General features: G+C 36.2%; 13 protein-coding genes. 2 read left to right on the top strand and 11 right to left on the bottom strand.

What is annotated here, in order from left to right; genetic code table 11:
• Positions 1–217: 217 nt before the first annotated feature.
• Complete coding sequence (locus tag ACS127_RS13020) at positions 218–1,060, bottom strand: LysR family transcriptional regulator (RefSeq protein WP_440895471.1); 843 nt, start codon at positions 1,058–1,060, stop codon at positions 218–220.
• Between the two features lie 113 nt (positions 1,061–1,173).
• On the opposite strand from ACS127_RS13020, the gene ACS127_RS13015 reads away from it, so the two are divergent.
• Positions 1,174–2,370: an MFS transporter gene (locus ACS127_RS13015; RefSeq protein WP_440895470.1), complete on the top strand. Its 1,197-nt coding sequence runs from the start codon at positions 1,174–1,176 to the stop codon at positions 2,368–2,370.
• Between the two features lie 291 nt (positions 2,371–2,661).
• On the opposite strand, the gene ACS127_RS13010 is transcribed toward ACS127_RS13015, so the two are convergent.
• The 5 genes from ACS127_RS13010 to ACS127_RS12990 all read right to left on the bottom strand — a co-directional run bounded on the left by ACS127_RS13010 (position 2,662) and on the right by ACS127_RS12990 (position 7,683).
• A complete protein-coding gene (locus ACS127_RS13010; protein WP_440895469.1) occupies positions 2,662–2,865 on the bottom strand; it encodes a helix-turn-helix transcriptional regulator in 204 nt (67 codons plus the stop codon).
• Positions 2,855–3,205, bottom strand: coding sequence for a DUF3796 domain-containing protein (locus ACS127_RS13005; RefSeq protein ID WP_440895468.1), 351 nt, complete (start codon positions 3,203–3,205; stop codon positions 2,855–2,857). The genes ACS127_RS13010 and ACS127_RS13005 overlap by 11 nt, the downstream gene beginning before the upstream one ends.
• Positions 3,206–3,786: 581 nt before the next feature.
• Positions 3,787–4,572 carry a DUF3888 domain-containing protein gene (locus ACS127_RS13000; protein WP_440895467.1) on the bottom strand — a complete coding sequence of 262 codons (786 nt, stop codon included), beginning with the start codon at positions 4,570–4,572 and terminating at the stop codon, positions 3,787–3,789.
• A 99-nt stretch (positions 4,573–4,671) separates the two neighbouring features.
• Positions 4,672–5,715, bottom strand: a complete 1,044-nt coding sequence (locus ACS127_RS12995; protein ID WP_440895466.1) for a YdcF family protein — start codon at positions 5,713–5,715, stop codon at positions 4,672–4,674.
• Between the two features lie 552 nt (positions 5,716–6,267).
• A complete protein-coding gene (locus ACS127_RS12990; protein ID WP_440895465.1) occupies positions 6,268–7,683 on the bottom strand; it encodes an MATE family efflux transporter in 1,416 nt (471 codons plus the stop codon).
• Positions 7,684–8,005: 322 nt separating this feature from the next.
• Here ACS127_RS12990 and ACS127_RS12985 point away from each other — a divergent pair, with 322 nt between their 5' ends.
• On the top strand, positions 8,006–9,388 hold the full coding sequence (locus tag ACS127_RS12985; RefSeq protein ID WP_440895464.1) for an alanine/glycine:cation symporter family protein: 1,383 nt from the start codon (positions 8,006–8,008) through the stop codon (positions 9,386–9,388).
• Positions 9,389–9,765: 377 nt separating this feature from the next.
• On the opposite strand, the gene ACS127_RS12980 is transcribed toward ACS127_RS12985, so the two are convergent.
• The 5 genes from ACS127_RS12980 to ACS127_RS12960 all read right to left on the bottom strand — a co-directional run bounded on the left by ACS127_RS12980 (position 9,766) and on the right by ACS127_RS12960 (position 14,333).
• Positions 9,766–10,791 (bottom strand): S66 family peptidase, encoded by a 1,026-nt coding sequence (locus tag ACS127_RS12980; RefSeq protein WP_440895463.1) that lies wholly within the window; start codon positions 10,789–10,791, stop codon positions 9,766–9,768.
• 760 nt (positions 10,792–11,551) lie between these two features.
• Positions 11,552–12,382, bottom strand: coding sequence for an exodeoxyribonuclease III (locus tag ACS127_RS12975; protein WP_440895462.1), 831 nt, complete (start codon positions 12,380–12,382; stop codon positions 11,552–11,554).
• 75 nt (positions 12,383–12,457) lie between these two features.
• Positions 12,458–13,360, bottom strand: coding sequence for a macrolide 2'-phosphotransferase (locus ACS127_RS12970; protein ID WP_440895461.1), 903 nt, complete (start codon positions 13,358–13,360; stop codon positions 12,458–12,460).
• Positions 13,361–13,614: 254 nt separating this feature from the next.
• Positions 13,615–13,818: a hypothetical protein gene (locus tag ACS127_RS12965; RefSeq protein ID WP_440895460.1), complete on the bottom strand. Its 204-nt coding sequence runs from the start codon at positions 13,816–13,818 to the stop codon at positions 13,615–13,617.
• A 74-nt stretch (positions 13,819–13,892) separates the two neighbouring features.
• Positions 13,893–14,333: a hypothetical protein gene (locus ACS127_RS12960; protein ID WP_440895459.1), complete on the bottom strand. Its 441-nt coding sequence runs from the start codon at positions 14,331–14,333 to the stop codon at positions 13,893–13,895.
• Positions 14,334–14,975 lie beyond the last annotated feature (642 nt).

Below are 14,975 nucleotides of genomic sequence, written 5' to 3'. Positions count from 1 at the left end.
GCTTAACCCTTGACAATAACTTAAACAAGTCATTTTCAAGGGTTGCTTTCTATAGCAGACTGACTTCTAGATGAATGATTTTAGGCTCATGATGTACAATTTTTGCTTAAATGATATTAAAAATAGATTAAGTTAGTATTATAGTCATTAGACCCTTGTCTCAGTTTGATATTTCTAGATGTTCTCATGTGTTTTTTCACTTAACCAAAAAAACAAATCATGAATTGAATGCTTCCTGCAAAAGCTTAATAAATACTTTCACCTGTGGTAATGTTTGTGCTTCATCTGTAACCGTTAACCAAGTTGATCGACTCAGTGGTTTATCATCAACGACCACTGGTTCAATGGTAAATTGCTTTCGATCAAGATTTTTAATGACTGTTTTGGGTAACACACTTCTGCCAACACCATAGATTACCATCTGTTTACAGGTTTCAATCTGATCAACTTTGATTGGTAACAAAATAGACTCTTGGAATCGCGTCTTCAACCAGAAATTTATTTCTGGTTGATAATGATTATCTGATTGGTGCTCAATAAACGGTTGCTTACTTGTTAGCTCTTTGGCAGCAACATAATAGAGTGGATCTTCAAATAGTTTCATGGAAAATCGTTGACTTGGCAATTTTCCTCTCGTTACTTTGACATGATAGTTATTTGGTAAAATATCCTCTGATAAACCTGTCGTTAATTCAACGTTAACAGCTGGATAGTTATTCATGAATTCTTTTAATAGACCTGGCATCACGTATTGACCAATCACCGATGAAACCCCTAAGGATAATGTTCCCGACACCTGCTCTTTAAGTGCATCGATCCGTTGTTTAACCTGCTGCTCCTCGGCTATATAACGTGAGGCGAGTGCCAATACTTCTTCTCCAGCAGGCGTAAGCATAACATTTCTCGCTGACCTTACAAAAAGCGGTCCACCCCAATAAGATTCAATTTGTTGAAGTCTTTGACTAACGGCAGGTTGCGAAATAAACAGCGCCTCTGCTGCACGTCGGATCGTTCCATGTTCTTTAACAGCAATTAGTAACCTTAAATCATCTACCTTCATTCGCACACTCCCTTATAAGTTTTTCTTATCAAAAACTATAATAATTATATCTTATTCTTATGATTTAAGCACTGTTATACTGAAATTGATCAAGTTATCGAGGGAGGAATTTGATGAAACAGTTTTTAGCTATTTTAATTAGCTTCTTTTGTTCAGCGCTAAGCAAGAGTCTATATTTTATTACAATTTCCTGGCTGCTGTATCAAATCACAGGTCGGGCGGATTTAACCGGATTGCTTGTCGGTCTAGGTTTTCTACCAAGTTTACTTAGCAACATTTATATTGGTGGAGTTGTGGATCGTTTTTCAAGAAAGAGGATTGCTTTAATAGCATTGATGAGTAACTTAATTGCCGTTAGCTATATTTTGATCAGTCTATCACTAGCACCACTTATTCCTAGCATCGTCTTCATTATACATATGATACAACAGTTAATGGAAACTGTTTTCCGAACAACACTTCAAGCACATAGCGCCAAGATTTTCCCACCACAACAATTACCTAAAGTGATTTCATATACAAATGCCGTCACAATTTGTGGTGCTTTAATTGGTGCTAGTATTGGCGGCTGGTTCGTTTCTCATGAATGGCTGTCTTTTACAATCATTATCATTATTTGCTTATATTTACTTGCCATTATCGCTATCCAGTTTATCGATTCATCTGAAACAAACGATGAAAGTATCTCAAAACAAACCAACTTACATCGACAACTTATCGACGGCTTTCATTATCTGATAAAACACCCCTTTCTATTTCGTTTATTTAGCATGACAATGGTGGGACAGCTTGTCTTTCACACAAGTATTGGATTTTTATCTGTCTATACAATCGATCATATTAGTCAGCAAGCAACTACATATGGTTGGCTTGACGCTACCTTTTCCATTGGCGGTGCTCTAGCAGGTTTGCTTGGCTTTTGGTGGTTTAGACAAACCAAACAATTTCATGCTTTAGGTTCACTCCTAATCACAGTCATTGGGTTAATAGTTCTCGCTATACCTATTCATACCATATTCATCGCCTTTTTAGGCGTCGGTTTAATTGGTCTAGGGACAACATGGATTCGCATTCTCTTACAGTCAACTCAACAAATTTTGACTGATAAAGACTACCATGGTCGAATGTCGAGTTATCGGATGATGATTAATCAAAGCTCAATTGTTATCACCGCCCCTTTATTAGGTTGGATTGCCAAGCAATATAGTTCAGCACAAATTTATTTAATCTTAATCATCCCAGTAGCCTTCGCTCTAATGATCGCCATACTGCCTCGAACACTGATGTTATTAAAGAAAGCGATTGTTTAAAATAATTCATATTGGTTAACTAGCCAAACACATGCAAGAAAATTATATAGTGAAAATATGAAAGGGGGGATCTCTCTATCTAAGTTTCCTTTTTATTTTGCCAGACAGTAAAACAATTGTCGTAGCAGGAGTTGAAGATTCTTTAAAAATAAAATGATTTCTTCAGGCGATGCTTCGCTAGCGAAGCTTCCCTTCTCCTGTTCAACATCATATTGTTTAAAGACAATTTTTTCTTTTGAGTCAGCTGCTGAAAGCTTTTTTGCCGAAAAGCTAACCCCGAGAATGTATCATTTATTTGCCTTCAACAGTAAATATTTCTTCAATATTAACCTCAAAAACTTTAGCTATATTCCAAGCCAATACCAATGAAGGATTGTATTTTCCTTTTTCAAGGTTTCCAATCGTTTCACGGCGCACACCAACTTTATTGGCGAGCTCTCCCTGCTTCATATTGTATTTTGCTCGATATTCTTTGATTCGATTTTTAATCATCATGTGCACCTCTAAGCTGTTTCCATTCTAAGATAAAAATTGAAAGTGCAAAAACGGCAATAGCTATACTGAATCCAAGCGAAGTACCAGCAGCCAAAGGATTACTACTTATTTCAAAAAAGGATAGCAAGAATGTAGCAACTATTGTAATGGTGATATTTGTGAAAAAAGCTCTAGCAGCGCATTTTCTCAATGTTTCAATAAATAATTCATCTGGAATGATCCAAAAATATTGAAAAAATACAATGAAAGCAAAAAAGGATAAAAGTATATCCTCACCACTGTACAATCCCCAAAAACCTAATAGTGAGACAAAACCGATTAACCCATACTTGTTTTTCATACAAATCACCTCATTTTATGTGGTATATTTCTCTCTTTATGTTAAAAATATACCTCATTATTTCAGCTTTGTCAATCTTACAATCAAAAAGGATAATCAAATGATCAAGACCTAAATTGAAAAAATCAGATAAATAAAAGAGGCTGTTGCATAATTAGCAGCTAATTATGCAACAGCTCTTTTTGTGAGTATTAGAAATGGGAATAAAACACCAGATAGGGACGTTCTATTCGGCATTTTGCCTTGAGGTTTCTTCTAAACTGATGGATAGAGGCCTCCTATTCGACATTTTGCCTTGAGATTTCATTTGAAATGCGAGATAGACGCCCTCTATTCGGCATTTTGCCTTGAGGCTTCTTCTAAACTGATGGATAGAGGCCCCCTATTCGACATTTTGACTTGAGGTTTTATTTGAAATGAAGGATAGTTTCAAATCTGTAAAAACATATAGCATGATAAAAAGAGCTGTTGCACTATTTACTTTTCATTGTGCAACAGCCCCCTTTCTCCTTCTATTAAAGCATCCGTTAGCTCAATAAGAAACCTACATACTATTTATTTTACAAAAGAAACTTTTTTAATTACATATACCAAAGGAGCTCTTCTTTCATGATCTTACCTTTTTTAAATGTCTTGTCTATAATCGTCCATTTATTATTTTCTTTTTTAACAAAGTAAACTGCATTAGTACCATCAGCTGTTTTGAAAATAATATACCCTTTGTCTCCTTTAATAAAAGTTACAGGATCTATCACATTTTTATAGGGTGGTTTTATCTGCGGATTTAAACTGTTTGCGATTATATTTTTCACAATGTCTGTGAGCGTTTTGTAGTGTATTTGCTTTTCTGATTGGTAAAACAATTGGTCATAGGTGTATACTGAATAGGACTGTAATTTCAGGTTAAATGATTGTATTATATCTGATATTACTTCTTGATAAAATTGTTTTATTTTCTTTTCTTCTTCATCGCCCTCATGTTGAAATTCAATAACTTTAACTCCAAAAGGGCTTATCTCAAAAGTGATTGTTTCTATTCCATAGGGTGGATTATGAGCATGTTCAAAGGTCGTTACTTGAACTTTTCCCTGAAAACTAAACCCTCCTTCAGTTTCCCTAATGACACTTAATATTTTTGCATCAGATAAACCATATTGTTTGGGATAGCCATAATGATTAATAATTTCTTCTGTAATATATGGATCCAGTGCAGTTAGTAGAGTGTCATAAATTAATTGATAATCTATTTCAGTTTCATTAAGAACTTCTTGATATTCATTATCTACATCTATTTCTACATTCACCAATATACCTGAGAAATGAAAGACTACAAATACAATAGCACTAAATAAACTAAGTATTCGCAATGAATACACCCCTTTGATTGATCTTCAAAGGTTATTATCCCCAAAATGCATCAAAAAATTTTTATAGTCTCAGGATATGGTGTTTTATCAATTGGTCAGTTAACCTGTGACAAAATAACTCATAAACCAATAGCCAAAAGCAATCACAACAAAACCACTAACAAGTACAGTGATATATTGCTTGCGCCATAAGACTAAATAAGCAATCCATTCACGAACAAAAGCATTGATAGAGAAATAAAATTTCGTTCGTGAGCCTTGTCCATCACAAGCAATGCCTAAGTTTTTCGCTAATAATAAGGCTCGAAGGACATGATAACTTGTCGTTACAACTAACAGATTTTCACTATTCTCTTTCTTATGATCATCAATCAATTGCTTTGAAAACAACAAATTTTCTCTCGTATTCACAGACTTGTCCTCAATTAACAGAGCTGATTCTGGCACCCCTTGTTTGAGGGCATAATTTTTCATTGCTACACTTTCAGCAACCTTTTCATCAGTACCTTGTCCCCCAGAAAGAACAAGAAAACTACCCTCATTCTTCCGGTAGAGCTCAATACCTTTATCAACTCGGCTGGCGAGTAAAGGCGTGACCTCCTCTCCATTTTTCAAACCGCTCCCTAAAACGATGATATACGAATACTTTTTTCGAACATTCATCACTAAGTTCAACATATTCGTGATGGTATACAAGATAAAGATAAACAGAGTGAAGATAAAACAAAAGGAAAGGTATGTATATAAAAAATTAAAAAATACGGATTGGGAAATATCTTCTAACATCGGCCAAATCATTAGATAAAGAATATAAGCCATTCCAAGCCCTAGAGAAAGCATATTCGAAAGAGAAGCACCTTCTCGTTTTATCAAACGAACAGCAGAAGTAAGCAAAGTCACGACTAAGATTATCGGAAACAATGCAATGATAATGACAAGTAGTATGCCTCCTCCCATTAAAAAGAATCGAACAGGCTGTATGTCTGAGACGGAAATGAGCAGAAAGGTAACTAAAATAAGGCATGTACCGAAAGCAGCTAAAAATGCTATCCCAAGCCACAGACTTCGCTTTTCTGTTCGAGCTTGCCAGATAAACCATGTGATCCCTAAAGTGGCAAATACTAAAAAGATAGTCAATAACACTGAAAAGTATCCCATTACTCTATTTACCTTTCCTTCCGCATAATCTTTTTTTCTATCGTTATTTCAAAACCGAATGATATGAATTGTTCACTTTTTATCACAGATAACCGTCCGTAAAACTCGGGCCAACACGATGTTGGTCACACAAGCGTTTTCGCAGGACGCGAAGACGTTAGCTTGTGTTCCTTAACAATCAGTGGGAGCTAGGGGAACGCAGATTAAAACCGTCACCTCCTGGGACCCAGAATAAGAAAACCACTTATTCTTGCGGTGTAAAGCTCCGTAGTTTTCCTTAGTGCGATTACTCGTCCCACCGAAAACATTTGTGACAACATCTGGGGTTGCGGTTACTCACCCCATCGAAAAGACTTGGGACTGGGGCTCAGAATAAGTAAGACACTTATTCTTGCGATGCAAATGCTTCGTAGCTTTCCTTTGTGTGATGACTCGCCCCACCGAAGATATTTACGGGTACTCGTCCCACCGGAACCATCTGCATGATCTACATCCTGTAGGCCCAACTCCCACTGAGTGAAGTTTCGTTTTATGTCTTTACCTAGCCGACTGTCTCATCACTGAACGTTCGACTTTATAGTCAGCTAATCCACGTCTCACAATCAAATAAATAGCAACAGAAATAATAACTGTCAATATGTCAGTAACGGGCTGTGTATAAATGATCCCATCCAAACCAATTGTTGCATTTAATAGATATAGTAGTGGAATAAACACGAGACCGTGTCTAGAGATCGATAAAATTAATGATGGAATAGCTTTCCCTAGTCCTTGAAGAACATTGATAAAAACAAACATAATGCCAACAACAGGGCCAGAGACGATTAAGGCACGTAACATTTGTGTGCCATACGTAATCACTGCTTCACTATCAATAAAGGATTGGACAATCATATCGGCAGATAGCCAATAAATAAATGTCAGAATACTACCAAAAACAACGGCCGTAGCAACGGAGAATTTAATAATCCCTTTTAGACGACTAAAGTCCTTAGCACCATAACTATAACCGATGAGTGGCTGAATACCTTGTCCTAAACCAATTTGAACAAAGACCATGATCATGTTGGCACGAATCGCGACCCCCATAGCAGCCAGCGGCACATCTCCATAGCCAGTTAAAAAATTATTCAAAAAGATATTGGCGACAGAAAGCATTAAGTTATTTAATGAAGCAGGAATCCCAATTGCCAACACACCTAACATAACGCCGCCTGTGATTTGAAAGTCTTTTAAACGAATCGATAGAATAGAACGTCCAGAAACTAAATAGGTGATAAAATAACTTGCACCAAACAGGTTACCAATTACAGTCGCAACCGCCGCACCTGTCACACCCATATCAAAAACAAGAATAAAAAGCGGATCTAAAATAATATTAGCAATCGATCCAATCATCATGCCTTTCATCGCTAAAGTTGATTTTCCTTCAGAACGAAGAATATTACTAAATGACTGTGATAAAATAATAAATGGTGCACCAACGACAAGATAAGTTAAATAAGAACGGGCAAAGTCAATTGTATCCGAGCTTGCACCAATAATATTCAATACCACTGGCATAAATGTCCAGAATAACACCATCAATAAAAGTCCTAACACTATGGCTCCGTAAAAAACAAAAGCAGATACTTTCTTGGCATATTCCGTTCGCCCTTCACCTAATGAACGTGAAATCAGTGATGTTCCACCAATGCCAAGTAAAACACCCGAACCAATGAATAAGGTGAAAACAGGCATTGACAGGGTAACTGCCGCTACTTGTAGTTCATCACCTGTTTGACCGATAAAAAATGTATCAGCAATGTTATAAATAAAAACAATCAACATACTCGCAATGGCTGGAAGTGAATTCTTTGCGACAGCCTTATGAATCGGCATGGTCTCAAATAAAGCTTTATCGTACTGCATAATAATGTATCCCTCTTTCTCTCTCTTCACAAATTGGCACATCTTTTCTCCCCTCACAATCTTTTAAACCAAGCTAGGGATAGTGCCTCTATCTATAATAATAGCTTTAGCTATTATCTTACTTTTATATTTAAAAGTAAACTCAATTGCCCATATTTCTTAATCTTCATCAAAAATGTCCTAATCATTTGTTTATCAAGTAAAAGTAAAATTTTTATGAACAGATGAAAAACACTCTTCACAAACAGATCAATTTCCAGTATATTTAGTAGTAATTTATTTTATAGACATATGTCCGCAAAGTGCAAACAGATATAACTAAATATTCAGTATACTCATACAAATCAAAAAACGGGGGAACACGATGAACATATCAGCACTTATCGATAACATTAATAACGTATTATGGGGACCGCCCATGCTAGTCTTATTAGTCGGCACTGGAATTCTTTTTACGCTTCGTTTAAAAGGAATTCAAGTTCGCAAATTTAATTTATCTTTTAAACAAACCTTTGGAGGACTATTTAAGAAGAAAAGTAGCGCCGATGCAGATGGGATGAGTTCTTTTCAAGCCTTGGCAACAGCAATCGCTGCCCAAGTGGGGACGGGTAACTTAGCCGGTGTAGCAACAGCTGTCGCCTCTGGTGGACCCGGTGCTGTCTTTTGGATGTGGGTGAGTGGATTCTTCGGTATGGGAACCATATTTGCAGAAGCTGTCCTAGCGCAACTGCATACCGAACGAAAAGATGGAGAAAAAACGGGCGGCCCTGCTTATTATATTAAAAAGGGCTTAGGCAGCAATGTTTTAGCTGTTATTTTCGCTCTTTTAATTATTATTGCATTAGGATTTATGGGCAATATGGTCCAATCCAGTTCAATTGCTGAGGCTGCTTACACGGCGTTTGGACTTCCTAACCTGATTACAGGGTTAATCACTGCAATTATTGTTGGACTCATTATTATCGGTGGTGTATCAAGAATTGCATCTTTTACGGAAAGAATCGTCCCAATCATGGCAGCTTTTTATATAATCGGATCATTAATCATTGTCTTTATGCATTACGAAATGATTTTACCTGCTTTTAAAATGATCTTTCAAAGTGCATTTAATCCAACCGCCGCAACCGGGGGTGTGATTGGTGTATCTGTCAAAGAAGCCATGCGTTATGGGATTGCAAGAGGACTATTTTCAAATGAGGCTGGGATGGGATCAACTCCTCATGCCCACGCAGTCGCAAAAGTTAAACATCCTGCAGAACAAGGGCTTGTTGCAATGATGGGCGTTGTCATTGATACCGGAGTTGTCTGTACATTGACTGCTCTTGTCATTTTAACAACGGGGGCTTTCTCTAGTGGCTTATATGGAGCACAGCTAGCACAAGAAGGATTTACGATTGGTTTTGGTAACTTTGGTACTACCTTTATTGCGATTTGTTTATTCTTTTTCGCTATTTCAACAATCATTAGCTGGTATTACTTTGGTGAAGCGAATATTAAGTTTCTAGTGGGCAAGAAAGGAATTAACTCCTATCGTATCCTTGTCTTAATTTTTATTGTGATGGGTACAATAATGCAAACAGAAATGGTTTGGGAACTTGCCGATGTTTTTAACGGATTAATGGTCATTCCCAACTTGATTGCTTTGATCGGCTTAACATCACTTGTTGTAAAAGTAGCGAGAGATTATGAAGGCACCTTTTTAAATAATAAACCTTCTATCTATGCTAATCGTAAGGATAAAAAGTGATTTTTACAAAACAAAACAAGTATTAAATCATCCGAGTCTTCCGTTCATACTTAAACAGTTTGACGCTTTGCATTGGAAAACTTAGGTTTCCGCCAAGTTCTTATGGTGGAGCCTTAGTTTTCTTTGTACTATTAGCGAAAAAACATATCTTTATCGATGATATATTGAACTTCTCCCCTTTAATTTCTAATGAAATTTGAAATGGGAGCCTTCTAGCCTTCTGTCGGAAATCCGATAAATAACCCCGCAACTATGCTTCTCTTTAAGATTATAGCTGCGGTCGCTTTGTTCCAACTATTCTGTTTCTATTGAGTTGTTAAAACGAAAATTGATAAATCTTATTTTATGACAATCAAACTTATTAAAACCTATCATAATCAAGTTGTCGCTTTTTCAAGGAGCATGAATGTCTTATGATCTAAATCTAGCTGTGCTTTAACGCCTAACGGTAGTGTCCATTTGGGTTCAGTATGACCAAAGTTACCATTATATAGCACAGGGAGCTTTTCCAACTGAAACTCTTTTAGCACCTTTACAATTGACGTCTGATACTCTTTAAAGTATTTATTATCTTGAGGTTTACCAATCAAAATCCCATTCAGCTCTTGTAAAACCCCCATTACTCCCATTGTTCTTAACTCGATTTCAAATAAAGCTGGATCAGGATACATTTCCGAGGTTTCTAATAGTAGAAGACCATCCTTGAATGCTTCTTTTGTTGGATATAAATCAGTCCCTCTTAGCATTGCTAATACGTCTAGACACCCACCAATCAGTCGTCCCTCAACAACACCTTCACCTTGTAATACAAGGGGTCCTTCGTCAATGCATAAATCCCTTAATGTATCTTTATTGTCAATATGCCACGGTAAAAAGTGGCTGGTCCACTTATCACGCCATGGAAAACAATAATTGGCACTATCCTCCATAAGGACTTTTTTGAATGATTCTTTCGTAAAAGGATAAGCACCACCATTTTCAGCAAAATCAACCAATAAACAAGGTCCATAAAAAGAAACCACGCCAGCAAGTTGAAACATTTGATGAATAGATGTTGAATCAGAATAACCAATAAACGCTTTTGGATTTTCTCGTAAAATATTCAAATCCAAGTACTCGAATAGTCGATAACTTTCAATCCCCCCAATCGTCGCAATAATGGCATTAATATTCGGATCTAAAAGAGCCGTATGCAGGTCATGCGCCCTGCCTTTCGGATGATGATAAACAGCATCTAAACCTGCTAAGGTGTATTCAAGCTCTACGATGTTAAAGCCCATCTCACTTAATTGCTGTTTACCTTGTTGATAACGCCATAAGATATCTGCTTCTCCCGCCATTCCACTTGACAATGAAATGGCTGCAATGGTATCTCCAACTTTAAGTTTGTTCGGTTTCTTCATGGCTCTTCCTCTTCTCCTGCATAATTTCCAAGTATTATATCATAGTTTCAGTTTATTTTGTGGAAATCTTATTAGGCTGATGGTTCTGTTTCTTATATTGCTAGACCATTCATCTTTGAATCCCTATCATTCGATTAAACAAGTCAAGTATTTGATCCAAATCTATAATTCTATTTTATAAATCATGCCCATTGCCTTCATTCAATCTTTAAAAGCGAAATGATTGATTCTTTTTTGTTGGTACCGGAAGAAAGATAGAGCTTTATTACCGTTTCTTGCTTAAATAACTCTATATTGCCACATTGATTTGAAATGCATGATAGAGGTATTATATCCAACATTACAACTTAAGATTTTGATCGAAATGCACGATAGCGGAACTTTATCCGACATTTTGTCTTGGGACTTTGATTGAAATGCACGATAGAAGGGCTATATCCGACATTTTAATTGGATATTTCGTTTGAAGTGCCTGATAGAAGGACTCTATCCAACATTTTGGCTTGAGTTATCTATCAAAATGCCGAATAGATGTGCTCTACTCCATTTTTCTAGAGGGAGTTAAGATGACGAGCTAATTTCGTTATTCATGCTAAGGGTTACCATACTATCGATTAGATGACACAAATAGAGACTGTCACAAGATGTACATCATACATTTTGCAACAGCCTCCTTATGAATGAGTATCGTACTAGTTCTTTTCAGAGAAACTTGCCATGAATCAAAAAGGTTATGCACAACAATGCAAACAAATCGAGATCAGTCTAAAGCCATTTCGAATAATAATGGTGTATGATCTTGTCGCATTCCCGAGTCAACCATTTCAGATACAAGCACTTTATCAGCTGCTCGATCACTGACTAGCCAGTAATCAATTCTCCAACCCGAGTTATTTATTTTGCTAGTTTTTGCCCGCTGATTCCACCAAGAATATACCTCGGGAACATCCCCATGCAAGTATCGGAAGGTATCGGTAAAACCTGCTGCTAAAAGGTTGGTAAAGCCTTGACGTTCTTCATCAGTAAATCCTGCTGAAAGCCGATTTCTGCGCGGATGTGCTAAGTCAATTTCTTTATGAGCAACATTAAAATCACCAGTAGCAATAACGACTTTTTTCTCATCTAAAGCGGTTAAATAGTCTGCGTATTTTTCATCCCATATTTGACGTTCTTTTAGGCGAACTAAATTTGTCCCTGAATTGGGTGTATAGACTTGCGTTAAATAAAAATGATCAAATTCAAGCGTGATTATTCGACCTTCTGCATCCATTGTATTCGGTGCATCAATTTCCGGATAAGAAACCATTGGGTTTAAATGATTCTTGTATAAAAACATCGTTCCCGCATAACTTTTTCGTGCAGGTTCAGTTGAGCTATTCCATACTCGTTTGTAGTCGGGAAATTTTTCATTCAAAATATCTAAATGTTTTTTAGTCGGACCATTAGGTGATAATTTGGTTTCTTGGATCGCAAGAACAGCAGGATCAAGGTCAATAATCGTATTCAAAACACCTCGGGATAATTCTGCTCTTGCTGAGTCGCTTGTTAATGCTGCATTTAATGAATCGATATTCCATGAAATAAATTTCAATGTCATTCTCCTTGTCAGATGAAATAATCTTTTTTATTTTTTGAGTTGATTTTTCGATTAGGTACCCTTGCTGGCTTAATTTACGCCTAAGGCTTTCTTTGCCATTTGTTCATATTCATGCACACCAGATATTAGGGCAAATTCAGCAATGGCAACTGCATAAGCAGCGTCAAGTTCAATAATATGGTCCTTCATCTTCGGCCAGCTGTATCCACCTGCTTGTTGATAAGCCGTAATTAAAGCCTCTAAGCCTTCTTCTCCAAAAGCCTTGTAATTAAAAACAAAATCATTGGAAATATCAGCAACCTTAGCTTCAGTCCAGTCAATTAATCCAGTTACATTAGCCTCTGGATCAATCATTGTATGCCCAGCATGAATATCTCCATGGATTAACCTAGTTTCTTTTGGCCACATGTCATCATCATTGACCCACGCCTGCCATCTATTCCATAGCTTCTCATCCACACCAAATTTCGCCCTGACATCATTCATACGCTGCTCCATTGAGTTCCTCACTTCTTCAGGAGTTTGTACAACGATACCAAGCTCCTCCGCCTTTTCGCTAGGTACGCTATGAAGCTCTGCTAGCACTTTACCAAGCGAATTATGGAATGCTTCTGGAACATGGTTAATATCGATCTCCCAAACATAGTTCCCGATATCATGATCGATTGTTCCAGCTGGTACACCATCTAATTTTTGATAAGCGATTAGTTCATCTGTATAAATGACCCAGTTTGGGACTTGAAAAGATTTAGTCTGCTCTTTGACCAAATCTAGTGCTTGTTTTTCCATTTTTGTTCTAGGCATCACATCCTCACGCCTAGGTATTCTAAGTATCCATTCCACTTCACTTTCATCTATTCCATATGCGACTTGAAAATCAAGTCCAGATTCATTAAATTGGATAGTGTCTTCCTTAAGACAGAGATCATGACGTTTGGCTATTTCAATCACTTGTTTGGTATTTTTACTCATTTAAAGTACTCCTTTTTCACTAAATAATTCTTTATTTTTAAAATTCCACCATCGTTCGTTTATGATATTATCTAACCTTCGGATGATTGTTTAGTGTGGTACTCCTGAATGCAATCATTCTATCAGCTTCTCATAAGGAACATGGTTTTCATTAAGCCAATGTCGTATACTCCCTAAGTATCCAACATCTTCAACCCTTTCATGTGCATACTTTTGAGAATAACAACTTTAGCTATTGATTGCTCCGTTGTTTCTCAATCTTCAATGAGCCGGGCTACTTTCTGATTACAATTTTTACATGTTCCTTTAAGTAAAATCCCCATTTCATTATCATGGATTGAATAATCAACAATAGTAGTTACCCCACACGTTGAACAAAAAACATTGTCTAATAGTTTTTTCTGCATATGTTTAGGAATTCTACTCCACCTTTTTATTGCTTTAATATCACTAATCATTGAAATTCCCTCACTGACTTTGATAAAATTTTTTCATGACTACGATGTGATTATTAATCATCCTACTAAAGACCCTACACTTCATCCATATCTTCTATTGATGGATCATCGTAGCGTTTCATTGTTTCAAGCCATTCTGGCATTTCATCTTTGATCTCTGTCTTTAATTCAGCTAAAGTTTCCTGATCAACGTGTCCCTTTTCGTTCATAAATGTATAAAACTTTTTTAAGCTCGCTGCATTCTCCTTAATTTGACTAACACTGGACCACATGGCTTTTTTAATAAACCAATAGCCTAAAAACTCTCCAACATTTAAAGATCCATCTTTTGCCTCAATTGGATCGTAATATAAAAGAAATTGATTAATATAAAAGTCAACATTATCAGTATGTTTCCTGATCGTTTTTTCACTGAGCTTTTTTTCTTTTAGCCAGTGACTAAATTCATCCAATAATTGATTGTTTTGCTTTCGTATTTTTTCACATTCCAATTCGTATTTTTTGTAATCGTCCATCGTTTTAGCTCCTTTGTCATTTATTTTTTTTCATAATTTTAAAGTGATATTAAAAAGCTTGTCACATTCATTATCTGTAATAAACAGCTTAACGTAGCCTATTTTTGCATTTTATATGTTCATGTTTACCAAACTTAATGGCTTCTATTCCCGTTTTCTTTAATTGGGAAGCTCTCCATAAAACAAGTATGACAAGTAATAATAATGTTGCTACAGCGATATATCTCGTCTTTTCGTTTCCTCCTCAATAAGCAATACTCCCTTTTATATTTTTATCTATCTTCATTATACAGAATTTCATCCTGATCGACTTCATTATGAAATCAATAAGTTAGAAAGAACATTTAAAATAACACTAATACCGGTAAATAAATGGATTTAAACAAGACTACGATTGAATCATTCAGTCCTGCTTAAATACTATCCTATATACAAACTAAATGCTTATCGTATCAGTTGGAGAGATTCGTTGAGTAATCCAAATGATGTTTTAGCGTAAGTCATGAAGTTGCCTGACTTAAATAAAATCATAATTATTCGATTGACTATAATTGCACAAATACTTACAATGCTATTGGATTTAATAAATGTTGTTTTCTTCAAATGATCCACCCTATATTTTAGGTTAATTCTTCAGGAGCA

This window comes from Amphibacillus sp. Q70, from assembly GCF_052055485.1.
In the GTDB taxonomy this organism is placed as follows: Bacteria; Bacillota; Bacilli; order Bacillales; family Amphibacillaceae; genus Amphibacillus.
This window is presented reverse-complemented; position numbering and strand designations above follow the sequence as displayed.